Source organism: Flectobacillus longus (assembly GCF_030056705.1).
Classification (GTDB): domain Bacteria; phylum Bacteroidota; class Bacteroidia; order Cytophagales; family Spirosomataceae; genus Flectobacillus; species Flectobacillus longus.
On record NZ_JASHIC010000017.1, the window covers coordinates 38,632 to 64,291 of the forward strand.

A 25,660-nucleotide genomic window follows, 5' to 3' on the forward strand; every position below is an offset into this window, starting at 1 on the left:
CCTTCCATATTTTAATGGCTAACTTTCTAAATATCAACGGTCTAAATGTTCATTATAAATGGATAAACCGTAAAAAAGAAACCACCTTTGTTTTTATAAATTCACTTGGTACAGACTTTAGTATCTGGGATAAAGTGGTTGAGGGCTTGGTCGATGTTGCCAATGTATTGTGCTATGACAAACGTGGACATGGACTTTCTCAAACGGCAGCTACTACTCATGGTATGCAAAGCTACTATGAAGACCTCGTTGGTTTGCTTGATGCGCTAAAAATTCAGCAATGTATTCCTGTTGGGCTATCGGTGGGTGGTCGAGTGGCAATGCTTTTTGCAGAACGTCATCCTGAACGAGTGCAAAAGTTGATTCTTTGTGATACAGCTCATAAAATAGGCACTTCAACAAGCTGGAATCAGCGAATCGAACAGGTCAATACTGTTGGTTTGGCAGGTATTTCGGATGCAGTTATGGAAAAATGGTTTCCCGAAAGTTTTCGAAATACGCAAGTATCCGAGCTAATTGGATATCGTACGATGCTAGAAAGATGTTGTCCAAAAGGCTACATTCATTGTTGTGAAGCTATTCGTGATGCCGACTTGACCGAAAATGTTCAAAAAATCCAAACAGAAACCCTGTGTGTTGTTGGAACAGAAGACCTTTCGACCACACCAGAATTGGTCAAATCATTGGTGGCATTAATGCCTCACGCTTCGCTAGAAGAAATTGAGCGTTCGGGGCACATCCCTTGTGTAGATGCTCCCGAAAAGTTACTGTCGCTCATCTACACTTTCGCTTTTGCGCCTAGTACCGAATCCCTTTATGAGATTGGTATGAAAACCCGTCGTTCTGTTTTGGGCAATACTCATGTAGATAGAGCCGAAGCCAATAAAAGTGATTTTGATACTGATTTTCAGTCATATATCACCCAAAGTGCTTGGGGGTTGGTTTGGTCAAGACCCGAACTCAGCAAAAGAGAGCGTAGTTTGATTACGATTGCTATCTTAGCCTCCTTAGGGCACGAAGAAGAATTGGCCATGCACATCAGAGCTACTCAGAATACAGGGGCAAGCGTGTCAGATGTTAAGGAAGTATTGTTGCATTTGGGAATTTACGCAGGTGTTCCTTGCTCAAATAGTGCTTACAAAATAGCCAAGAAAGTTTACCAAGAACTCGAAAAAAAAGGATTTTAGTCAAAACCTTCAATCATTTAACACATGAATCATAACCAAAGAGATTGGGAGGTACATCCTCCCTATTTATATCCCGACTATAAATCAACCGTTTTTAGAGCCCCCTCAAAACCTTTGATTCCGATGAAACATACGCTTTCGGAGTCAACAGGGCCAGTTTATGGACAAGAAAGTGTAGGGAAATATGATAATGACCTTACCAAAAATGGTATTCGAAATGGTGAACCACTCGGCGAACGTATTGTGGTTTCTGGAAGAATATTAGATATTGATGGGCGTCCTATCAAAAATACTTTGGTAGAAATTTGGCAAGCCAACGCCGCTGGTCGATACATTCATAAAGTTGACCAGCACAATGCGCCACTCGATCCCAATTTTTTTGGAGGCGGACGCTGCGTGACCGACGAAAATGGACGTTATACCTTTATGACTATTAAGCCTGGAGCCTATCCTTGGGGCAATCATCCAAATGCTTGGCGACCTAACCATATTCATTTCTCTTTGTTTGGGTCAAATATTACGAATCGTTTGGTCACTCAAATGTACTTTCCTGGCGACCCATTATTGCAATACGATCCTATTTATCAGGGAGTTCCCGAAAAAGCTAGACATCTTTTGGTATCACAATTTGATTTATCCTTGACCCAACCAGATTTTGCTTTAGGCTATAATTTTGACATCGTATTAAGAGGACATAACGCTACTCCATTCGAAAATCAATGACACAGACTCCATCACAAACGGTAGGTCCATATTTTGCGTATGGGCTCAGTCCGCAACAATATTTATACAACCATACCAGTATTGCTTCGGGCAATTTGCGCACGTCGAATACACAAGGCGAACCTATTACTATCAAAGGGCGTGTACTTGACGGACAAGGAAACGCAATCCCCGATGCGATGATTGAGATTTGGCAGGCAGATGCCAAAGGGCAATATAACCCTACTGATTCGGACTTTAAAGGTTTCGGGCGATTTGGAACAGGTACAGATCCAGAAGCACAGTTTATTTTTCAGACTATCAAACCCGCATCGGTTGACGGACAAGCACCTCATATTACTGTGGTGGTTTTTATGCGTGGTCTGTTGACACATGCCTACACAAGACTTTATTTTTCAGACGAAACAGCTGAAAATCAAAAGGATATAGTTTTAAGCACTGTTCCTGAAGAAAGAAAAAACACACTCATTGCTCAACGACAAGAAACCCCAGAAGGTATTGTATATCAATGGGATATCGTTATGCAAGGCGAACAAGAGACGGTATTTTTTGACGTTTAAAAAAGCATCATGAAGTAAATATTTGTTGTAAATCGACACAAACAGATAAAGCTTTTGACATATAGGCTTACTTTCAAGTCGAAATACTTCATGATTACTTTCTAAATCACTTAAAAATCATGAAACAAGTACCACAAATTACGGTAGAAGCAGCAGCAGCATTGGTCAAAGATGGCGATGTCTTGTTGGGTGGGGGCTTTGGTATGACAGGGAATCCTGTTCATTTGCTTCATGCACTCGCTAAAACTCAAACTAAAAATCTCACTTTTATTGGCAATAATGTAGGCGAACCTAATCTTGGAGGGGGTAAATTGTTACTAAATGGACAAATCAGCAAAATGATTGGTTCATTTTTTACCAGTAACCCCGACGCAGTAAAAGCCGCACAATCTGGTCAGGTAGAATATGAACTTCTGCCACAAGGCACACTTGCTGAAGCCATTCGTGCTGGTGGTGCGGGAATAGGCGGTTTTTATACTCCAACTTCAGCAGGAACATTGATTGCAAAAGGAAGAGATACCAAGATTATTAATGGTCAAGAGCAAGTTTTCATCGAAGGAATTCGTGGAAATGTAGCTTTTATCAGAGCATGGAAAGCCGATACTGCGGGGAATTTGACTTACAGAATGACGGAGCAAAACTTCAATCGTGCGATGGCAACAGCAGCCGATTTGGTGATTGCCGAAGTAGAAGAAATCGTTCCTGTTGGCGAAATTGATCCTAATTTTATACATACACCAGGGTGTTTTGTTGATTATTTGGTCGAAGCCAAGGTTTCGTTAGAAGATTTAGGTTCATCGGCATCTGTCAATAGAGGCAAGAAAGTAAGCGAATCACGTATGCAAATGGCTAAGCGAGCTTTTGCAGAACTGAAAAATGGTGATGTTGTCAACCTCGGTATTGGGATTCCGACCCTTGTTGCGGATTTAATCAAACCCGAAGATGGTATTATTCTTCATACCGAAAATGGCATGTTAGGCGTCGGTCCAGCCCCTGAAGATGGAGGTGGTGCAATGGATTACCCTGTCAACGCTGGAAAAATTCCTGTTACGGCACTCAAAGGAAGTAGCTATTTTGATAGTGCAGATTCCTTTGCGATGATTCGTGGTGGACACGTAGATGTGGCTATTATGGGAGGGTTGGAAGTAGATGAAAAAGGCAATTTAGCCAACTGGGCAGTGCCCGGAAAACCTCTTTTAGGTGTTGGTGGTGCGATGGATTTGGCTTCTGGTGCCAAAAAATTGATTGTTACCCTAACTCATGCCGATCCTGATGGAACCTCAAAAGTAGTTCCTACTTGTACCCTTCCACTTACGGCCGAAGGCGTAGTCGATTTGGTTATTACCGATTTAGCGGTTTTTGCTTATCCAGAAGGAAAACTCACCCTTATTGAGCTTATGCCTAATGTGACTATCGAAGAAGTAAGAGCTAAAACTGCCGCACAATTTATCGAAAAACTCTCATGAAAACAGCCTATATCATCGACGCCATCCGTACTCCCATCGGAAGTTTTGGAGGGAGTCTTTCAAGTGTTCGTGCCGACGACCTAGCGGCGCTAGTCATTAAGGAATTAGTTTCTCGCAACCCACAAATCCCTGTCGAAACCATTGGTGATGTGATTTTGGGATGCCATAACCAAGCGGGAGAAGACAACCGTAATGTGGCTCGTATGGCATTGCTTCTGGCGGGATTACCTTATACTATTGCTGGCGAAACAGTCAATAGACTTTGTGCTTCAGGAATGTCTGCGGTGATTAATGCCAGTCGTGCAATTCAAACAGGAGATGCCGAAGTTATGATTGCAGGAGGAATGGAACACATGACTCGTGGGCCTTGGGTTATTTCAAAAACTTCAAAACCTTTTGGGAATGACGCCCAAATGTTTGATTCGAGCTTTGGTTGGCGTTTTGTCAATCCTCTAATGCACAAAATGTATGGCACTGATGCCATGGGAGTTACCGCCGAAAATCTGGTTGAACTATATGGTATCAGTCGTGAAGACCAAGATTTATTTGCTTTTCGCTCTCAACAAAAAGCAACGCAAGCACAAGTAAATGGTCGATTAGCGGAAGAGATTATTGCGGTAAGCATTAGTCCAAAAAAGGGGGAAATTGTTCAGTTTGAGAAAGACGAGTTTGTAAAACCTCAAACCTCCTTGGAAAAACTAGCACAATTGCGACCTGCTTTCAAAAAAGAAGGTGGTAGTGTCACTGCTGGTAATGCTTCTGGCTTGAATGATGGCGCAGCCGCTATGTATTTAGCTTCTGAAGAGGCTGTTGTAAAATATGGTTTAAAACCTTTGGCAAAAGTTGTATCTTCGGCAGTCGTTGGTGTTGAGCCTAGAATTATGGGTATTGGTCCAGTTCCAGCAACTCAAAAAGCCTTGGAAAAAGCAGGATTGACCCTCGATCAAATCGATATCATTGAGCTTAACGAAGCATTCGCTGCTCAATCTTTGGCTTGTACAAGAGCCTTAGGTTTAGCCGACGACGACCCTCGAATCAATCCTAATGGTGGGGCAATAGCTTTGGGGCATCCACTGGGTATGTCAGGTACTCGATTGATTCAAACGGCTAGCCTTGAATTACATAAGCAAAACAAACGCTACGCTCTTTGTACGATGTGCGTGGGTGTTGGTCAAGGATATGCTGTGATTATTGAAAAGGTATAATTTTAGCTAAAATCAATCGCTCATGAATGATTTATTTCAAACCTTATTTTACGACAATCGGATTAGTGAACTATATACTTCTGAAAAAAGTATTCAGTATCTCCTTGATTTTGAAGCTCATTTGGCAAAAGCTCAAGCAGAATGCCAGTTTATTCCTAGTCAATTTTCAGAAATCATAGCGCATTGTTGTAAGGTTGAAAAAATAGATATTTCTCAAATAGTTATACAGGTAGGTTTGGGAGGAAATATTGCTATTCCTTTGGTAAAACAGCTAACATCCATCGTAAAGGTGGACAATGCTGATGCGTCAAAATTTGTTCATTTTGGCGCTACCAGTCAAGATGTGATTGATACTGCCATGATGTTGCAGTGCAAAGAGGCTATTCATTTGATGCTTCCTTTATTGACCCAAAGTATCGACCAATTGAAGGTTTTAGCATTAGCGCATCAAGACACTTTTCTGATAGGTCGTTCTTTTATGCAACAAGCTCGCCCTATTAGTTTTGACTACAAAGTAGCCATTTGGATAGATAGCCTTCAAAGAGCAAAACAACGATTGGAGTCTTTGAAATACTATCTACAACTGGGTGGTGCCGTCGGAACCTTGGCTAGTATGCCACAGAAAGGAATAGCTATTGCGCAACGTATGGCGGCTAATATGGGACTCGAATACCATCCGATTTCATGGCATACCCAGCGAGATTTTGTCATTGAAATTGCTGCTACATTGGGGATTCTTTCGGGGAGCTTAGGAAAAATAGCCAAAGATATTAGTCTGTTGATGCAAACTGAAATAGCCGAGGTATTTGAGCCAGCAGGCAAAGGGAAAGGTGGTTCGTCTACTATGCCACATAAGCGAAATCCTGTTTCATCTATTTCGATTTTGTCTAACGCTCAGCGTATTCCTAATTTGATTGCAACACTGTTGAGCGCTCAAATACAAGACCACGAGCGAGCGACAGGCACATGGCATGCCGAATGGGAAACACTTGCACAGGTAGTTCAATTGACTGCTGGAAGTGTGCGACAAATGAGCATTTTGACCAATGGCTTAGAAGTCAATCCTGAAAAAATGTTAGCGAATTTAGAAATAACACAAGGATTAATTTATGCCGAAAATCTATCTTTTGCTTTGGCAGAAACCCTAGGTAAAAGTGAAGCTCATGAAATGGTAGAAGAACTCTGTCAGGAGGCTACAGCTAAACGAAAACATTTGAAAGAATTAGTTTTAGAAAATACTAAAATCAGGTCATTTCTTTCAGAATCACATATTCAGGAGCTATTTTCTCCACAAAATTCTATTGGCTTTGCGCATGAAATGGCAGCTCATTTCATACAATAATTCAAATTTTTAGTTTTCTCCTAGCTAACAAGTCCATTTGTTAGCTAGGAGATTTATATCTATCAACTATTCTTTAGGCATTCGGTTTACGGGATTACTTTTCTGTGCAGCTTCTTCGATGACTAAATTTTCTGTAGCCGTCAAAAGCCATTTTTCTGCTTTTTTTACAAATACCATCATCGCAATATTTTCGGCTTCGTCGTGATGATTGCCACTTGGTGTAGTATATTCTCCCATGTGCCAGTACAAGCGAACTACTGCTACATCATTGGTAATGAATCTAGTATGAACAGAAGTTTTGGTGAGTTTGGTGTTTTTGAACATAACTTTGTGAAAAACATTATGTGCATAAATCACCTCTTTTCGATTTTTCCACCACATACCTACCACATTGACCCAATCCGAATCTTCGGTCGCATAATTGACCATATTCTCGAAGTTGTGATTTTCCCAATCTTTAAAAAATAAATCTATTTTTCCTTCAATAACTGCTTTGTCTTGTTCTTGATTTTGTGCCAGACCAGTAAACGTCGAAAATCCCCATGTTGCCACGATAAAAAGTAGATATTTCATAACTATAATGTTTAAGTTTTATAGTGACAAAATTATCTCTTGGTAACAGGTTAAAATAGTACCAATGCGACATGTTTACTTTTATAATTGACCTCCTAAAGTAAATGAAGACGCTTTGATTTCATCTTCCATCATCGAAGGAGAACTACCACAAAATGCCTTAAAATCTCGAATTAAGTGCATTTGGTCAAAATAACCACAATCGTAAGCAATAGAAGTCCACTTGACTTGAGGATTATTTTCCTTCAAGCGCCAAGCTTTTGCGAAACGAGTAATACGAGTAAAAAAACGAGGTTGTAAACCAATTCTTTGTTGAAATAACCGCTCTAACTGTCGAGTGCTAACACAGGCATTTTCGGCAATATCTTCCACTGTCATCAAACCTCCTTTTTGATGAACTAGCGAAAGAACCTTATCTACAGGCAAGGACGGTCGGAGCTGAAGGGCTTTTTTCAATAAAAACCCTTCAACAAGTTGTACAATAGCTTTTGCGTCAGACAATTCACAAAGTTGCTCGTTAATAAATTCGATTTCTTTATCCAAAAAATAAATACTATCCAGCGATTCATCCATCACCATTTCATTCATCGGAATTCCTAAAATTCGGAACAATCCCCCAGGCTGAAATCCAACTTTAACGGTATAGCTATGAAAAGGCATCGTTAATTTAATTCGATTCACCTGTGGACCAACCAAGATACTCGGTGACAATTTTACAATTTTCTCCTTGTCCAAATACTCACTCATCGGGGACTCTAGCGGATAAAAGTATAGGCATTGCTCCCCCAATGGAGGCAGTACCACCGTAGGATTTTTACCTATCGCAGGCATATCAAGTCGAAAAATCATGATATTATTCACAAATTCTCGCAGAGCTGGTTGGGGAGAAAATACTTGGTAAAACATAGAGTATGAGGAAGTTGCTATACCTAAAAATACACAATATTCATTAAATCCACTATCTCCTATCTACTTGTCGATATTCGGCGGGAGATAAGCCAATGTGTTTTTTGAAGAGCTTGGCAAAATAATTAGGATATTCAAAATCAAGCAAATAGGCAATTTCAGAAATAGAATAGGACGTATGTAACAGATACTTTTGGGCTTCCTGAATCAAATGTTGATGGACTAACTCCATGGCTGATTTCCCTGAGATTGCTTTACAAATTCGATTTAAGTGAACAGCGGAAATATTTAACTCTTCTGCAAAATCAGGAATACTTTTTTGATGAGAGGATTTTTTGATGTTTTGCAAAAACTTTCTAAAATACGCCATTTGTAAGGAATCGCCAGAGAGGTTGGCATCCTGTGTAGCCAATCGATGGATATGCAGGAAAAACTGGGTCAAACAAGCTTTTATCATCATCATTCTATCCGAATTTTCACTGAACAATTCGTATTCTGCCAATTGCAACTGATAGAGCATTTTTTCGAAAGTCCCATTTTCATCAAATGATTGAATAACTCGTACTTTTTCAAATGTCTGCCAAATAGGGTGTGATGTTTCAAAAATATCTTCTATAATATTTTCTGATAAGGTTAAAATACTCCCCTCAATATCTGGATGATACACCAGTCCGTGTAAGGCCATTGCAGGGATTACCATCAAACATGGTGCGCATAATTCGTACTCAGAAATGGCATCTGCAAAGCGAAGAGTTCCTTTTTTTACTATAAATACTTGAAAAAGTTTTAAATGTATATGTGGTTTGATTTGCCAATCAAATTCTTTACTTCTTGTAGAAATAGGTTCTAAAAACAAATATTCAGATGAATATTTGCCATTTTCATCTCCATAAAGCCCATCAAAATTGGTAATTTTCTTGAGTGAATTCATTGACTTATGTTCGAATTTTATCCTTAAAAGTACGAAAAGTCTCCTAATAAAACCTTCTCATGCGTCTAATTTTGTAATACGTTTTAAACAACACAAAACCACTCGTTATGGAAGATATTACTTGGGAATTGGCTCACTTGGCTCATGTAGAATTACTCACACCAAAGCTCGATGAAAGTATCCGTTTTTTCACGGAGATTCTTGGAATGATGCTTGTCGAAACGCATGAAGATTGTGCCTATTTGCGTGCTTATGATGATTATGAGCATTATACGCTCAAGCTTCGAGCGCATCGCCATGCGGGCATTGGGCATTTTGCATGGCGTGCCCGAAGTAAATCTGCACTAGAAAGACGAGTGAAAGCAATACAGCAGGCAAATCTGGGCATTCGTTGGCACGAAGGTGAATGTGGTTATGGTGATACTTTTATGTTTCGCTACCCTGATGGTCATTTAGCAGAAATTTATTTTGATACCCGTAAATATCAGCCTGACGAGCAACACAAATCTGCTCTCAAAAATACCGCTAGTAAATTTCCTGGCAGAGGTATGAATGTGAGGCGAATAGATCACCTCAATCTGTTAGCCAAAGATATTGTAGCCTTTAGTTACTTCCAGTTCAAGGTATTAGGCGGGCGCATGACCGAGACTATTGTTTTTGATGAACAGCCTAAAGGTGTTTGGGTTTCAGTAAATTCCAAATCCTATGACCTTGCTATTACCGAAGATCATTCGGGTTTATCGGGGCGTTTTCATCATTTGACTTACGCTGTAAACAGTCGTGAAGAGGTTCTTTTGGCGGCAGATATAGCTTTAGAAAATGGTATTTTTATCGAAACGGGTCCACATAAACACGCCATTCAGCAAACGTTTTTCTTGTATGTGTATGAGCCAGGTGGTAATAGAATCGAAATTGCCAATCCTACAGCAAGACTCATTTTAGACCCTGATTATGAGACCGTTGTCTGGAATCGAGAGGAACGTTCGAAAGGGCAAGCTTGGGGGCTCAAAACCGTTGATAGCTTTCATACACGAGGTACTCCTATGCCTGAAGACCTCTAGGAGTTTTGAGTGTTAAATTTTGAGTGCAGAGTTTTTTGTTAAAATAAGGTCTCTTCAAACCACCAATTATTATCATGAAAAAGAAATTATTAGTCATAGGCGCTCATTCGGCGGATTTCGTTTGGCGCTCAGCAGGAACTATTGCTAAAGCCATTGAAGAAGGAGCCGAAACCCTTGTTATTTGTATGTCCTACGGCGAAAGAGGCGAATCTGGGGAATTATGGAAAGAAAATCCACAAAGGAGTGTCGATAATGTAAAGGAAATTCGTCACGAGCAGGCTCAAAAAGCAGCCGATATTTTAGAAACGCCTATTCAATTCTTGGACTGGGGCGATTATCCTATGTTGATTTCAGATGAAAGAATTACCCAATTAACCCATATTATCGGCGATTTTGAGCCGACTGTTATCCTAACCCATTCAGAAAAAGACCCTTTTAATCCAGATCATCCCTTAGCATTTCAGGCAACTCAACGTGCAAGGCTGTTGTCTTGCGGAGCAGGGGTACCGAGTGCATTTAAGAATATCGACCCGCCAGCTTGGTATTCATTTGAGCCACATCAGCCAGAACTTTGTGGTTTTTTACCTGATACTTATATAGATATTACTTCGGTAATGGATAAAAAAATGGCAGCGATGGATTGTATGGGTGCTCAAAAGTACCTCAGAGATTACTATGCCGAGTTAGCCTCACGTCGTGGGAATCATGCAAGAAGAATTTCTGGACAAAAAAATGTTCAGTTTGCCGAAGCCCATCAAAGTCAAGTACCAAGAGTCACAAATACCATTTTTTAAGTTATGGATTTAATACAAGAACTTACCAAATTTTCGGCTGCTACATTACACGAAGCCATGGGTAAAAAAGGGAATTTACCCTCAGCTATCAAGCCGATTGCGAAAAATATGAAAGTCTGCGGACCTGCGTACACCGTTCAGACTATGCCTCGCGACAATATGCTCTTGCATCGTGCCTATGCTTATGCAAAAGCTGGAGATGTGTTAATTGCCAATTGTTCAGGGTTTTATGAGGCAGGATATTGGGGTGATCTCATGAGTTTAGGAGCTAAAACTAAAGGAATCAATGGTTTGGTAATTGATGCCTGCGTACGCGATGCCGACGATATTGAAGAGATGGGTTTTCCTGTGTTTAGCCGTGGGCTATGTATTCATGGTACTTCCAATTATGGTGATGGCACGCTCAACGAACCCATTATAATAGGCAATATTCTGATCAATCCAGGTGATATTGTTGTTGGAGATAGAGATGGCGTTGTGATTATTCCTCAAGAAAAAATCGAAGAAACCATCGAGAAAGCTATCGCCAGAGAAGCCAAGGAGGAAAGAGTTCGTGAACAACTTAGACAAGGAAAGACGTCGTTACAGATTTATGGTTGGGACGAAAAGTTTGGATATTAGATGTATTGAGTGATTCTCCCCTTTGTTGGAAATAACTCCAACAAAGGCATATTTTGAAGTTTTAAATTAGGAATTTTATGAAAATAGCCATATTAGGTTTAGGCGAGGCTGGAGCTCGCTTTGCCAATGATTTAGCAGCAAATGGGCATCAAATCTGGGGTTACGACCCTGAGCCAAAATATAAATTAAATTCTGATATTCAGTTAGTTGAAAGTAATGCTAAGGCCGTGAGCTATGCTGATGTGATATTGAGTGTTAACTTGTCTTCTGCCTCTATCGAAATCGCTCAAGAAATAGCGACTGTTGCAAAACCTCATCAGTTTTTTTGTGAAATGAATACCTCAGGACCACAAAAGAAAATCGCTATTGCCAAAATTCTAGCACCTACTCAAATCAAAGTTATAGATTTGGCGATTATGGCGCCTGTTCCTCCCAAAGGCATTTTAACGCCTTTTTTAGCTGCGGGAGAATATGCTTCAGATTTGTTAGATTTTGTAAAGCCTTTAGCTCTCAATATTTCTTTGGTCGAAAATAGTACAATCGGTGATGCTGCAACTCGAAAACTGCTTCGTTCTATTGTCTATAAAGGCATAGCGGCTGTTATTTGTGAGGCAATGGAAGCTGGTGAAGTCTTCGGGATGGAAGCCTACATCAGAGGACAAATTAGTTCGCTGGTTGGTGGCAATGACGAAATTATCGACCGATTTGTGGAAGGAAGTCGTACACATGCTTTGCGTAGAATGCACGAAATGGAAGCCGTCATAGAAATGTTGGAAGACAAAGGAGTGGAACCAATTGTTACTCGTGGTACAAGAAACAACCTTGAAAAGCTCTTAAAATCATGCAGTTAGCCATTCCATATATGCACTTTCGGGGGGGAAGTTCAAAAGGGCTTTTTTTCTTGAAAAAAGATTTACCTGAAGATGAAAACCTTCGAAATCAGTATCTTATTGCAGCCATTGAAGGAACAACGCAAGGAGATAGTCGACAAATAGATGGTTTGGGAGGTGGTTCGTCATTGAGTAGTAAAATTGCTATTGTGAGTCCCTCGTCAATTCCCGAGGCAGATTTAGACTACTTTTTTGTACAGGTTCAGATAGGTAAAGGTAAGGTTTCGACGCTCCAAACTTGTGGAAATATGTTAGCGGGCGTTCTGCCTTTTGCGATTGAGAGCGGAATTTTCAAAGCCAATTCCCCAACCACAAGCGCCAGAATAAATATGGTAAATACAAGTGGAATTTGTGAAGTGGTAGTTCAAACACCTGATTATCAAGTACAATATAATGGAAATACCAAAATTGATGGTGTGGTTGGAACTTCAGCGCCAATTATTTGTAATTATTTAGAAACCGTTGGCGCTACCTGTGGCGCACTTTTGCCGACGGGTAATAACATCGATATAATCCATGGCATAGAGGCAACTTGTATAGACAATGGAATGCCTGTAGTAATTATGCGAGCATCGGACTTTGGGTTGAGTGGTTATGAAAGTATAAGAGAACTTGAAGAGAATGAGCCATTAAAACAGACGATTGAAGCTATTCGACTTGTTGCTGGTGAAATGATGCAGCTCGGTGATGTAAGCCAGCAAACCATTCCTAAAATGTGTCTGATTGCTCCTCCAATTCAAGGAGGGGCGTTACATACACGTATGTTTATTCCGCATGTGGTGCATGAAGCTATTGGCGTTTTAGCAGCCGTTTCGGTGGCTACAACCTGTGTTTTACCCAATAGTATTGCCAAAAGTATTGCTAATTTCTCAGAAAACAACTCCTTATTTTCCATCGAACACCCGTCTGGGGAATTTACTGTTAATTTAGATTATCATGTTAAAAATCAAGACATTGAAGTGAAATCTTCAGGAGTTGTCCGCACGGCAAGATTGATAAGTAAAGGAGAGGTTTATATTTCAATTTAGTACTACCAAAGAGTTTTGAGCAATCAAGGCTCTTTTTGTTTAATTAGGTATTACATTTGAATCACCAAAATTGGTAACATGGTTTGTTAATTTTTAGCACAAATGCAGGATAAATTGATTGTATCACTTTGAAGCATTAAAGCGATTTTCTATTTTTAGACCCAATTTCAACCTTTTAACTATCTATCTATGAAAAAAATTTCCATCATCCTACTGCTACTGGTAGGTATAGTTGGTGTATTTGTGGCACTAAAACCGCATAAGCCCAAACGTCCGAATATTGTTTTTATCATGTCTGATGACCATGCTTATCAGGCAATTTCAGCTTATGATAAACGTCTCACAAGCACACCCAACATCGACAGAATCGCTAAAGATGGTATGCTTTTTACCAATGCTTGCGTAACTAACTCAATTTGTGCACCTTCACGAGCCGTGATTTTGACAGGAAAACATAGTCATATCAACGGAAAGGTTGACAACTACTTTCCATTTGACACAACTAATATTACATTCCCTCAGCTATTACAAGCCAATGGTTATCAGACAGCTATGTTTGGAAAACTACATTTTGGTAATAATCCCAAAGGCTTTGATGAGTTCCAGATTTTACCAGACCAAGGTAATTACTATAACCCCGACATCATTACCAAAAAAGAAGGTCCTAAAAAACTTATGGGTTATGTAACTGACCTTATCACAGATATTACGCTCAACTGGCTCAAAAACGAGAGAGATCCAGATAAACCTTTCTTTTTGGCATATTTGCACAAAGCTCCACACCGCGAATGGATTCCTGCTGAACGTCATTATAAAGAATTTATTCATAAAACTTTCCCTGAACCAAGCACCCTTTTTGATAATTACGAAGGACGTGGAACAGCCGCTAAAGAAGCCGAAATGAATCTTCTTAAGCACATGAACTGGGCTGGAGACTCGAAGGTTTTCCCTGAAAATATGAAAAAATTGGGTATCAAAGAATCTCATTCTTATGATATTGCTTTGTACAATGCAACTGTTGGTCGCATGAATCCTGAACAAAGAAAAGTTTGGGACGATACTTACCGTCCTATGAATGAGGAATTTATGAAGAAATACCCTACCATGACCGAAAAAGAAAAAATGCAATGGCGTTATCAGCGTTACATGCAAGATTATCTAGGTTGTATTGCTTCGGTGGATGAGGGCGTTGGAAAAGTTTTAGATTTCTTGAAGGAAAACGGTTTGGATGAAAATACGATTGTGGTTTATACTTCCGACCAAGGGTTTTACTTGGGCGAACACGGCTGGTTTGACAAACGATTTATTTTCGATGAATCTTTCAAAACACCTTTAATCGTAAAATGGCCGGGGATCATTAAAGCCGGTTCAAAGAATTCACAAATGGTTCAGAATCTGGATTTTGCGCAGACTTTTCTTGAAGCAGCAGGAATCAAACCTCCTTCAGATATGCAGGGTGAAAGCTTAATTCCTATTTTTAAAGGACAAGGAAAAAACTTTAGAGATGCCGCATACTATCATTATTACGAATACCCAAGTGTGCACATGGTAAAACGCCATTATGGTATTGTGACTGAACAATTTAAGCTTATCCACTTCTATTATGATGTAGATGAATGGGAATTATATGATAGGAGAAAAGATAAAAACGAGCTCAAGAACGTATATAATGACCCTGCTTATGCCAAAATCAAAGCAGATTTACATAAAAAACTAGCTCAATTACGTATCAAATACAAAGATTCGGAAGAGCTTGACAAAATGTATATTGCCAAATATAAGGAACTCGAAAAGAGCGGGAAAATCGTTCGATAGCGGATTGTGGATTACTGATTTCGAGATTTAGGATTAAGTAGTATGCTATACTTCCACAATCTAAAATCCAACATCCCAAATTGATGCTTTTTACACAGGTGCTGGATACTTATTCAGCACCTTTTTTATGGTATAATTTCCAATATCAATCCTAAAAAATTAGATATAAAATACTTTTTCTTAAAATTTTTAAAAAAATCTCATTTTTCACTACGTAGTTTTTGCACCATTTTTGTCTTTACAGTATAATAGCATCAAAATGTGTGAAAGACTTTACTATGATTCGTCAAGAACCTAAATCTATAACTACTGAAAATGATAATCCTACGTTGGACTTTGTAGAGCCACATCCGGAAACAGAGGGGAGAATTATTGATGGAGCAGAACTGGCAGCAAAGCTTGCATTTCAGACACATCCACAAAAAGGTTGTGAAATACTTTTTGGGATGTATTATCGAGCACTTTGTTCACACGCCATCAGGTACGTATATATCAAAGAGGTAGCCGAAGATATTGTCAGCGATGTCTTTTGTAATTTTTGGAAAACCCAGTCGTACCAATCGATTAATACATCCTATCGTGCCTATTTGTTTAGAGCAGTTCGCAACAGAGCCCTGAATTATCTGGCTAATGAGTTCAAGCAAAGTGATTCGCTTGAGAAAGTCTACCATATCGAAGGTGCCGAACTACCCGAGCAAATCATGCAATATGAAGAGCTACACCAGAAAATAGAACTGATAATCAATACATTACCTAAACAGTGTCAAAAAGTATTTTTGATGAATCGCTTTGAAGGTAAAAAAGCTAAAGAAATTGCCGACGAGCTTGATATTTCATATCGTACCGTCGAAACACATATTCACAAAGCAATACAAGCGCTCAAGTTTGGCCTCAAAGACCTATTTCTATGGATTAGTCTATACTTTGTATTTTAAAAAACCTGATAAACAAACACATTGAAAAATTATGGAATCTGTAGTCAATAGACATATACTTTTTGAGCATTTTGCAGGGAAAAGTTCGCCTCTGCAAAAGCAATACATTGAAGAATGGCTCAAAAAAACTCAAAATCAAGAATTGTTTTATTTATGGTTGTTGGAGTGGGAAACACAACATCCTCAATACAATCCATCTGTAGAAAAACGCCTCCAAGATTTTAAACAAATCATGGCGCAAACAGCTGAGGAAGAAACTCTTACGCTAGATAAAGAAATAGATAATCGAGCAAATAATTGGTTCAAAATAAGTAGAATAGCGGCTACTTTGGTATTATTAGGTTTGGGGTCTTGGTATTTTAAAGATCATTTTCAGTACCAAATTTATGAGACTAATTTTGGTCAGGTTGAAAAAATTGAATTGAAAGATGGCACCATGGTTACACTCAATGCCAATTCAACCTTAAAAGTGCCTAGATTTGGATTTGGCACCAAAAATAGAGAAGTTGAGCTTATTGGAGAAGCTGTATTTTCGGTTACTCATACACCTGACAATCAGAAATTTATCGTAAAAACTCAGCGTAATTTTGAAGTGGTTGTGTTAGGTACAGAATTTAGTGTTTTTAGTCGAGAAAGAGGGGCAAAAGTAATGCTCAATAAAGGAAAAGTAAGATTAGAATATCAGGAAAATCAAGTCAAAAAGGAAATCACCATGCGTCCTGGCGAGTTGGTCAAGCTTGATATTCGGAATCATATACAAAAAGATACTGCCAAAACCTTTGACCCTATTATTGCATGGCAACAAAACAGATTGATTTTTGAAGATACCAACCTGTTTGAGTTCACTCAAATTATGGAAGAAAATTATGGTGTAAAAGTAAAATTACAAAGTGACTCTTTGGCCAAAAAGACCCTTGTAGGTTCATACAAAGCCCAAAATGCAGAAGAGTTGCTAAATACCGTTGTAGAATTATTAGACCTCAAGTTATCCAAAACAGGGAACACGTTCGTGCTCTCGGAGAAGTAAAAATATTCCATTACCTTCTAAATAAATTTTCTATGAATCTAGCTTTACCTGCAATGCTCAAAGCCAGCGTGTTATTCAGCACAATGGCTTTGGGGGGACAGCCGTGTAATGCCCAAGTATTTGCTATGGCACAAAAAAATATCTTGAGCAGAACAAAAACCGAGCAACATTTGACAAACAACACCCAAAAACTTAGAGAGGTGCTCGGACAATTAAAAAATCACTATCGTGTCGACATTTTGTTTGAAGGAGGAACAATCGAAAAGGTAACCGTCAACCAACAATTAGTAGACTGGAATCAAAAAATTGAAAACAATCTCGAAAGACTCTTAGAATCCACAAAATTAAAGTACAAAAAGTCAAAATCAGGCGCTTATTTGATTGTTGAAAAATTTCCTTCACAATCATCAGATACCAAAAGTGGTGCAACAAAAGAAGAATATCTTCCCAAAATTATCTCATCAGAACATCCAGTAGTACTCAACACCAACGCCCCGATGTTTTCGCCAGGACAGTTGCAAGTGGTGATGGAACAAAACGTGACAGGGAAAGTGACAGATGAAAAAGGTGAACCACTTGCGGGCGTTAATATTGCCTTGAAAGGAACTACCAGAGGAGTAAATTCAGATGGAAACGGTCGATATAAAATCAATGTGCCTAATAGTGGTGCAGTATTGGTCTTCTCTTTTGTAGGATTCGTGAGTAAAGAAGTAGCTGTTGGTTCGCAAAACATGATTAACATCGTACTCGAATCGGACAACAAATCACTCGACGAAGTAGTAGTGGTAGGTTATGGGACACAAAAGAAAGCGAATTTGACTGGAGCTGTTTCAACGATTGATTCAAAAGTTATTGAAAACCGTCCTGTGTCAAACGTAGCTAATGCTTTACAGGGTGTTACTTCTGGTTTGATTATCACTCGTGGTACAGGTCAGCCTGGCAACGAAGGTATTGGTATTCAGATTCGTGGCGCTACTTCTGCCAATGGAAACGTAGATCCATTGGTATTGGTCGACGGCGTAACCGTTTCTAGTTTTACTTTACAAACCCTCAATCCCAACGATATCGAGAATATCAGTGTGTTAAAAGATGCGGCGGCAGCGGCCATTTATGGTGCTCAAGCAGCAGGTGGAGTAATTTTGATTACTACTAAAAAAGGTAAATCGGGTAAAACTGTTTTTGATTATTCCAACCAAATCGGGGTAGACTGGGCACTCAACGTTCCTGAAAGGTTACCGCTTTTGGAAGAAGCACTTTATGCCAATTTAGCTCGAAAAAATGCTAAAACAGGTCCTGAATATACCGACGATGATTTACAGCGTATCAGAGATGGCGTTCCTTATGTTGTAAACCCTTCTGACACAACAAGATATATTTTTTATAACCAAGAAGATCAAATTGGTCAAGTGGTTAGAAAATATACGCCTATGCAAACGCATAATTTCTCAGCAAGAGGTGGAAATGAAAAAACCAATTACTTGGTATCATTGGGCTATTATGGCAAACAAGGTTTGTTCAGAGTAGGTCCCGACCGTCTTGACCGTTACAACGTTCGTTTCAATTTAGGCTCACAACTGACTAAGCATATTTCTTTGGATTCTCGTATTGCCTATACCAAGCAAGACCAACAAGCCTCATCAGCAAGTACCGACGGCGAGGGATTGGTATATCAGGTATATCGCTTGCGTACACGCTTCCCTATTTTTACTCCAGAAGGAAGACTCAACGGTGGTGCAGGTTCGTCAGCTAACAATGCCTATGCCTTGCTAAAAGAAGGTGGATACAACAACATGGATAGAAATTTCTTTGATGGGGTATTTACTTTAGCCGCAAAAGATGTTCTAAAAGGATTACAATTGCGTGCAGTATTAGGACAACAATATCGCTTTGGAGAAAGGAGAAGATTTGCTCGTCAGGTAGAACTTTGGGGAAGATTTGCTCCCGTTTTTTACCTAAATAATCCTAACTCGTATGCCGTAACCAACGAATTTACCAATAATACCAACATTCAATTATTGGCAGATTATGATTTTAGTATCAAGAAAAACAAAATACATGTAATGGGTGGATACCAATGGGAAGATAGCCGTTTTACCTCTACCAGTACAACCTCATTGAGCCTAGTAAGTAATGACCAACCTACACTCAACCTTGGCGATGACAAAACCAAGAGCAACAGCGAAACCATCAACACCTATGCTTTTCAATCTTATTTTGGTCGCTTGAATTATAATTATGATGATAGAATCTTGTTTGAAGCAACTTTCCGTGCTGACGAAAGTTCGAGATTAGCGCCAGGTAAACGCATTAAGTTTTTCCCTTCTACCTCTGTCGGATGGAATCTACACCATGAAAAATGGTTTAGTAATAACATCGGTCTATTCTCTGAATTTAAGGTAAGAGGCTCGTGGGGACAATTAGGAAATGCTTTGGGCATAGGCTTTTATGACTACCTCAATTTGCTAACAAGAGGCTCAAGCTTGGTAATGGGTAGTCCAGAATCCCGTACTTCGTATTTCTATCAAAGCGTAGTACCTTCTTCAGATTTATCATGGGAAACCATCGAAACAAGCAACGGAGGTTTGGATATAGGTTTATTGAAAAACAAACTTCAAATCAGTGGCGATTACTACGTAAAATATAATCGCAATATGCTGACACCTTTGCAGTTACCAAGTACATTCGGCGTAGGAACACCTAAAATCAACAACGGTGAATTGAAGTCGTGGGGATGGGAGCTTGAAGTAAAATTTAGAGATAAAATCGGAGAACATTTTAGCTACAACGTTGGATTTAACCTTTCGGACAACCAAAACAAACTCATGAGCTATGCAGGTCGTAGAGTATTAGGTGCTGGAACAGTTTCATTATTAGAAGGTTATCCTTTAAATACTATTTGGGGATACAAAACCGAAGGGTATTTCCAAACAGACGATGAAGTAAAAACCCATGCCTTCCAAGATAGTCGTACGGGAGCAGGTGATGTCAAATATATAGACCAAAATGGTGACGGAAAAATCACAATTGGAAAAGGTACACCAGAAGACCCAGGCGATTTGGTCATGTTGGGTACAGACCAACCAAGATATGTATTTGGGCTAAATTTCGGATTCCAGTACAAAGCATTTGACTTTACAGCCTTTATTCAAGGCGTTGGTGAGCGCTCTTTTATGCCAAATAGCGAAGCAATTGAGCCACTTGCACAAGCATGGAAACAACCATTGGCTGTACACCGTGACTATTGGACACCCGAAAACCCCAATGCTACTTTCCCTAGACCTTATCTACAAGGTGGGTTTAGATACTTGCCTTCCGATAAATGGATTATGAATGGGCAATATGCTCGTTTGAAAAATATTCAAATTGGTTATACTGTTCCTCCAAATGTATTAAAGAAAATTGGCATCACACGTGCTAGAATATTTGTATCGGGACAAGATGTATATTCATTGACAAGGTTAGGCGTGTTTAATAATTATTTCAACCCAGAACAACGGAACGGTTCACAAAACGATTATCCATTTTTTGGTACCATCACAGGAGGCTTGAACTTATCATTCTAAAACCCCAAAATTCTATATAACATTCTGGATTATGAAAAAGACTTTATTCAAACATATATCTTTGGCACTATTGCTCACGATGGGCTTAGGCTCTTGCGATGTAGACCGCATTCCTGAAACACAACTTAGTGACCCTGCATTCTGGAAAACAGAAAGAGATTTGCAAGGAGCGGCCAATTTTTTATATACTTATTTGCCAGGATTGCCCAATACTGATGATAACTGGTCTGACGATACTTATGCTCGTGCTCCCAATGGAATTAGTGATGGTACACGTATAGCTCCTGCTACTGATGGAACATATAATAATTCGTATCAGCTCATTCGGGCAGCCAATAATATCATCGAAAAAGCGCCTTTGGCACTTAACACAGGTGTAGCACCTGCTACCGTAGATCGTTATATTGCTGAAGCACGATTCTTTAGAGCTTGGGGATATTACACATTATTTCAACGTTATGGGGGTGTTCCGTTGATTTTATCAGTCTTGAAAGAAAATTCTCCTGAGCTATTCGCCCCTGCCAGTACCCGTGAAGAAGTTATTCAAAGTATCTATAAAGATTTGGATTTTGCTGTCGAAAAGTTACCAACGCCAACTCAATTAGGAACTGCAAATTATGGTAGAATCTCTAAAACTGCTGCTTTGGCACTCAAATCTCGTGCAGCATTATTTGAGGGAACACGTTCCAAATTTCATGGCTATGGAGATTACAAAGCACATTTATCGATTTCATTGGCTGCTTCTAAGGCTATTATTGATAGCAAAGAACATGACTTGTTTGCGAGCTACTACAACCTTTTTCAATTGGCAGGTGAGGGTCGTCAAAACCGTGAAAATATCTTGGTAAAACAATATGGTATAAGCACTTCCGAAATTGTCCTCACACATGCTGCGGCTCGAAATTTGGAAAATGGAGCTGCTAGCCCAACACGCAACCTTGTGGATTCTTATTTGATGACAGATGGATTACCTATTGAAAAATCACCTTTGTACAAAAAGCCAACTGTTTCGACAGAGGTATTTAATAATAGAGATGAACGTCTGAGCTCAACTATCATGAAATCAGGTGATTCGTATATTGGGACAAATCCTATTTTCTCGGTGTCTGTTTTGGCGTTTCAATTAACAGGATTTTTATCTAAAAAGTATTTTAATACCGACGATTGGACTTTGCAACGCTCTAATATCGACGGAGTTGTGATTCGTTATGCGGAAGTTTTATTAAATTATGCAGAAGCAAGTTATGAACTCAACGAGTCTATTTCTGATGCTGATTTAGAATTGACTATCAACAAGTTGAGAACAAGAGGCAAAATAGCAAAATTGACTAATGCGTTTGCAAGTGCCAACGGACTTTCGATTCGAAACGAAATCCGTCGCGAGCGCCATGTCGAGCTAGCTGTGGAAGGTTTCCGTTATTGGGATTTGATTCGTTGGAAAACAGCTGAGGTCGAACTAGTAAAACCAATTATTGGCAACTTTTTCTTCAAAAGTGAATTTGGTACTGCTACTTCCGTAAAACTCACTGCTGATAATTATATCTTAGTACAAGAAGCTACATTCCGTCGTTTCGATCCAGCAAAAGATTATTTGTGGCCTATTCCAATTAATGAATTAGCGCTAAATCCTAATCTCAAGCAGAATCCAAATTGGTAGGATAATAGCTTACAGTCATCGGCTATGAGTTTTCAGCCCTTTTGATTACCTCTATTCACAATATCAGAAGCTGAAGGCTCGTGGCTGAAAGCTATTAAACTTTAATGAAAATATGATGTCCATACCTCGAATACTTATTTTTTTATTGTGTTTTGTGGTTAGTACCAAAGCACAAATTACGCCTCGAAATATTTTTGGAAAAGAATATTCATTAGAGGCAGTACAACAAAGCTTGATTCCTCTAAATCAGTGGCATCCGTATCCTCAAAACCCTTCCGAATGGAAAGCTCAAGTGCCTGATTCGGTCTTACAAAAAGTTATTAAAGACGGTGAAAAAGCTCTTAACTATAAATTTGAGCCTATTTCAGCAACGATTTCACTCGATTATGTGCGCTCTGGCGACCGTAATCGTCATGGCAATATTTCGTATGGAAAGAGAAATAATCTCTTCCAATTATTAGTAGCCGAAAGTGTGGAAGACAAAGGACGTTTTATGGAAGCTATCCTCAACGGAATTTGGTCAATTTGTGAAGAAAGTTATTGGGGTGTCCCTGCTCATATTGGCAATACTGGACTTCCCGATGTGACAAACCCTGTGGTTGATTTGTTTTCTGCCGAAACAGCGTCTGTTCTTGCTATTGCAGATTATTGGGTTGGCAAAAAATTAGATAAAATTAATCCATTGATTCGTAAAAGGATTTATCATGAAACCAATGTGCGTATTTTCAATCCTATGCTCAATAATCCAGAAAGATTTGGCTGGATGAGCAAAACCAAGCCTGTCAACAACTGGAATCCCTGGATTATGTCCAATTGGATTATGAGTAATTTGCTTCTAGAAAAAGACGAAAGTCGTCGTGCCAAAATGCTGTATGGTGCCATGACTGGACTGGATTCATATCTCAATAGCTTGGGAGAAGACGGAGGTTGCGACGAAGGTCCTAGTTACTGGTTTGCTGCTGGTGGAAGTGTTTTTGACTGCTTAGAGCTTTTGCAAAATGTTACCAATAATCGAGTAAATATTTACCAAAATGAGCTTATAAAAAAAATGGCTAACTATGTGTACAAAACGCATATCAGTGGTGAATATTTCGTCAATTTTGCCGATGCTGACCCAACACTCCGACCAGATGGTTTGATGTTATATCGTTTTGGAAAAGCTATTCAAGAGCCTCAACTTCAGCATTTTGGAGAATGGGCTTTTGCCAAATATCCGCAGGTCAAAACCGAAGGGTATCAACGAATGCGTAGAGTGCAAAATCTTTTGACAGTTAGCTCAATTAAAGCCAACGAGACGGCATATCAGCCAGTAAATGAGGCTTGGATTAGCGATATTCAGGTAATGACAGCAAGAGATAATACGGGCTTGTTTTTGGCTACACATGGTGGGCACAACGACGAAAGTCACAATCATAATGATGTAGGCGATTTTATCATTTATTACAAAGGTAAGCCAATGGTAATTGATGCTGGTCGTGGTAATTACACCGCCAGAACTTTCTCAAAACAACGATATGAACTTTGGTTTACACAGTCACAGCATCATAATTTACCTATGATTAATGGTATTGGTCAAAAAGAAGGGCGAAGTTTTGAAGCGCACGAAGTAGCATTTCAAAGTAATGAAAAAGAAATAGGTTTGACCATGAACATTGCTGGGGCTTATCCGCAGGAAGCAGGTATTCAAACTTGGAAAAGAAGTGTAAAACTTTTAAAACAGAAACATCAAATTGAAGTAAATGATGACTTTTTGTTGACCCAAAGTCCCCAATCTTTACAGCAAGTATTGATGACAATTTGTGAGGTAGATGCAAGCCAAATAGGGAAAATCACTTTAACCAACGAAAATAGCCAATTAGTATTAACTTATGATGCCAATCTCTTTAGTGTTTCAACAGATATGCCGTCTACCGAGGGAATGGAATATGATAGTTTTAAAACTAAATGGGGCAAAAAACTTGTAACAAGAATATTACTAACACACAAAAAACCAAGCAATAAAGGAAAATATCAGTTGAAATTTGAGGGAAAGTAAAGGCTGGGTGTGAGTGTAGAATTGTAAAAACTAGTTGTGTTTAGCCCATACTTTCGGTTAATAACTAATCCACTCATTATCAAATAGCTCAATAAATCTTTGTAAACTATGAAATTTGTAAAAACACTTCTTCTTCTTGCTTGCACACATTTGGCGATGAGTCAAATCAATGTTAAGAATGAATTCGATTATGCAGCCAAACAATATGAAGGCATGCTAGTATCTCATCCAGATTTGACGAAGTTTCCTCAATCTACGAATCCCGACGGCTCGCCTCGTGACATGAAATCTGATTGGTGGTGCAGTGGCTTCTTTGGTGGCTCACTCTGGTATCTATATGAATACACACATGACCCCAAGTGGAAAGCTGCCGCAGAAAAATGGACGATGGCCGTAGCCAAAGAACAGTACAATACAGGGACTCACGATCTGGGTTTTATGTTGTATTGTCCATTTGGAAATGGGTATCGCCTTACTAAAAATGAAGAGTATAAAAACATCATGTTAACGGGTGCTAAATCTCTTTCTACCCGATTTGACCCTAAAGTTGGCTTAATCAAATCTTGGAATAAGTTTCAAGGAAAATACGAATATCCTGTTATCATCGACAATATGATGAACTTGGAATTTCTATTTTGGGCATCTAAAGTTTCGGGCGATAAATCCTTTTATAATATTAGTACAATACATGCAGACAATACTTTGAAAAACCATTTCAGAGCTGACAATAGTAGCTATCACGTTATTTGTTATGGTCCTAATGGCGAAGTACAAGCAAAAAAAACACATCAAGGAGCAGCAGATGAATCGGCTTGGGCACGTGGACAAGCATGGGGGTTGTATGGATACACTGTGATGTATCGTGAAACAAAAGACCCGAAATACTTAGAGCACGCACACAAAATTGCAGCATATATTCTTCATAATCCAAATTTACCAGCCGACAAAATTCCGTATTGGGATTATAGCAAGCCAGGAGAAGAACGCGACGCTTCAGCAGGTGCAATAGCCTCTTCTGCTTTGTTTGAATTGGCAAAATATTCGAAGGGGAAACAAAAAGAAGAATATTTGAGCAACGCTATCAAAATGTTAGAAACCCTTTCTTCACCTGCATTTAAGGCAAAAATTGGAGACAATAATCACTTCATTTTGATGCATAGCACTGGTCACAAACCCGGTAATTCCGAAGTAGACGTACCATTAGTTTATGCAGACTATTACTATTTAGAAGCACTTTTGAGATATAATCAATTAAAGGCTTCGGGAAAGAAAAAATAGTTTTGGAGTAAAAGAGCCATCCCCAATGTAGTGATTTAGTGGTTGGGTGATTTTTTTACTCTA

At 39.2% G+C, this 25,660-nt stretch carries 21 protein-coding genes; 18 read left to right on the forward strand and 3 right to left on the reverse strand.

The window, feature by feature from the left end; all coding sequences use genetic code 11:
- The first annotated feature begins 14 nt into the window (after positions 1 to 14).
- From pcaDC to pcaB, 6 genes are all read left to right on the forward strand, one after another.
- Positions 15 to 1,187, forward strand: a complete 1,173-nt coding sequence (gene pcaDC, locus QM491_RS13900) for a bifunctional 3-oxoadipate enol-lactonase/4-carboxymuconolactone decarboxylase PcaDC (protein WP_283328089.1) — start codon at positions 15 to 17, stop codon at positions 1,185 to 1,187.
- A 24-nt stretch (positions 1,188 to 1,211) separates the two neighbouring features.
- Positions 1,212 to 1,910: a protocatechuate 3,4-dioxygenase subunit beta gene (gene pcaH, locus QM491_RS13905; RefSeq protein WP_283328090.1), complete on the forward strand. Its 699-nt coding sequence runs from the start codon at positions 1,212 to 1,214 to the stop codon at positions 1,908 to 1,910.
- On the forward strand, positions 1,907 to 2,470 hold the full coding sequence (gene pcaG / locus QM491_RS13910; protein ID WP_283328091.1) for a protocatechuate 3,4-dioxygenase subunit alpha: 564 nt from the start codon (positions 1,907 to 1,909) through the stop codon (positions 2,468 to 2,470). The genes pcaH and pcaG overlap by 4 nt, the downstream gene beginning before the upstream one ends.
- A 119-nt stretch (positions 2,471 to 2,589) precedes the next feature.
- Positions 2,590 to 3,936: a 3-oxoacid CoA-transferase gene (locus QM491_RS13915; protein WP_283328092.1), complete on the forward strand. Its 1,347-nt coding sequence runs from the start codon at positions 2,590 to 2,592 to the stop codon at positions 3,934 to 3,936.
- Entirely contained in the window at positions 3,933 to 5,141 is a 1,209-nt protein-coding gene (gene pcaF / locus QM491_RS13920) for a 3-oxoadipyl-CoA thiolase (protein ID WP_283328093.1), read from the forward strand. Before QM491_RS13915 ends, pcaF begins: the two co-directional genes overlap by 4 nt.
- Before the next feature lie 22 nt (positions 5,142 to 5,163).
- On the forward strand, positions 5,164 to 6,483 hold the full coding sequence (pcaB, locus tag QM491_RS13925) for a 3-carboxy-cis,cis-muconate cycloisomerase (protein WP_283328094.1): 1,320 nt from the start codon (positions 5,164 to 5,166) through the stop codon (positions 6,481 to 6,483).
- A gap of 66 nt (positions 6,484 to 6,549) precedes the next feature.
- On the opposite strand, the gene QM491_RS13930 is transcribed toward pcaB, so the two are convergent.
- From QM491_RS13930 to QM491_RS13940, 3 genes are all read right to left on the reverse strand, one after another.
- Positions 6,550 to 7,056, reverse strand: a complete 507-nt coding sequence (locus tag QM491_RS13930; RefSeq protein ID WP_283328095.1) for an SgcJ/EcaC family oxidoreductase — start codon at positions 7,054 to 7,056, stop codon at positions 6,550 to 6,552.
- An 81-nt stretch (positions 7,057 to 7,137) separates the two neighbouring features.
- A complete protein-coding gene (locus tag QM491_RS13935) occupies positions 7,138 to 7,905 on the reverse strand; it encodes a helix-turn-helix domain-containing protein (RefSeq protein WP_283328096.1) in 768 nt (255 codons plus the stop codon).
- Positions 7,906 to 8,014: 109 nt separating this feature from the next.
- Entirely contained in the window at positions 8,015 to 8,893 is an 879-nt protein-coding gene (locus tag QM491_RS13940) for a helix-turn-helix domain-containing protein (protein WP_283328097.1), read from the reverse strand.
- Positions 8,894 to 9,000: 107 nt separating this feature from the next.
- On the opposite strand from QM491_RS13940, the gene QM491_RS13945 reads away from it, so the two are divergent.
- From QM491_RS13945 to QM491_RS14000, 12 genes are all read left to right on the forward strand, one after another.
- A complete protein-coding gene (locus QM491_RS13945; protein ID WP_283328098.1) occupies positions 9,001 to 9,954 on the forward strand; it encodes a VOC family protein in 954 nt (317 codons plus the stop codon).
- 74 nt (positions 9,955 to 10,028) lie between these two features.
- Entirely contained in the window at positions 10,029 to 10,748 is a 720-nt protein-coding gene (locus QM491_RS13950) for a PIG-L deacetylase family protein (RefSeq protein ID WP_166551934.1), read from the forward strand.
- Between the two features lie 3 nt (positions 10,749 to 10,751).
- Positions 10,752 to 11,369: a 4-carboxy-4-hydroxy-2-oxoadipate aldolase/oxaloacetate decarboxylase gene (locus QM491_RS13955; protein ID WP_283328099.1), complete on the forward strand. Its 618-nt coding sequence runs from the start codon at positions 10,752 to 10,754 to the stop codon at positions 11,367 to 11,369.
- Between the two features lie 77 nt (positions 11,370 to 11,446).
- Positions 11,447 to 12,220, forward strand: coding sequence for an NAD(P)-dependent oxidoreductase (locus QM491_RS13960; protein WP_283328100.1), 774 nt, complete (start codon positions 11,447 to 11,449; stop codon positions 12,218 to 12,220).
- Entirely contained in the window at positions 12,211 to 13,287 is a 1,077-nt protein-coding gene (locus QM491_RS13965; protein WP_283328101.1) for a 4-oxalomesaconate tautomerase, read from the forward strand. The genes QM491_RS13960 and QM491_RS13965 overlap by 10 nt, the downstream gene beginning before the upstream one ends.
- Positions 13,288 to 13,476: 189 nt before the next feature.
- Entirely contained in the window at positions 13,477 to 15,102 is a 1,626-nt protein-coding gene (locus QM491_RS13970; protein WP_283328102.1) for a sulfatase family protein, read from the forward strand.
- 263 nt (positions 15,103 to 15,365) lie between these two features.
- Entirely contained in the window at positions 15,366 to 16,037 is a 672-nt protein-coding gene (locus QM491_RS13975) for an RNA polymerase sigma-70 factor (protein WP_283328103.1), read from the forward strand.
- A gap of 31 nt (positions 16,038 to 16,068) precedes the next feature.
- Positions 16,069 to 17,064 carry a FecR family protein gene (locus QM491_RS13980; RefSeq protein WP_283328104.1) on the forward strand — a complete coding sequence of 332 codons (996 nt, stop codon included), beginning with the start codon at positions 16,069 to 16,071 and terminating at the stop codon, positions 17,062 to 17,064.
- 32 nt (positions 17,065 to 17,096) lie between these two features.
- Positions 17,097 to 20,627, forward strand: a complete 3,531-nt coding sequence (locus QM491_RS13985; RefSeq protein ID WP_283328105.1) for a SusC/RagA family TonB-linked outer membrane protein — start codon at positions 17,097 to 17,099, stop codon at positions 20,625 to 20,627.
- Between the two features lie 31 nt (positions 20,628 to 20,658).
- On the forward strand, positions 20,659 to 22,284 hold the full coding sequence (locus tag QM491_RS13990; RefSeq protein WP_283328106.1) for a RagB/SusD family nutrient uptake outer membrane protein: 1,626 nt from the start codon (positions 20,659 to 20,661) through the stop codon (positions 22,282 to 22,284).
- A gap of 112 nt (positions 22,285 to 22,396) precedes the next feature.
- Positions 22,397 to 24,319, forward strand: a complete 1,923-nt coding sequence (locus QM491_RS13995; protein WP_283328107.1) for a heparinase II/III domain-containing protein — start codon at positions 22,397 to 22,399, stop codon at positions 24,317 to 24,319.
- A gap of 108 nt (positions 24,320 to 24,427) precedes the next feature.
- Entirely contained in the window at positions 24,428 to 25,597 is a 1,170-nt protein-coding gene (locus QM491_RS14000) for a glycoside hydrolase family 88 protein (protein ID WP_283328108.1), read from the forward strand.
- Positions 25,598 to 25,660: the final 63 nt, after the last annotated feature.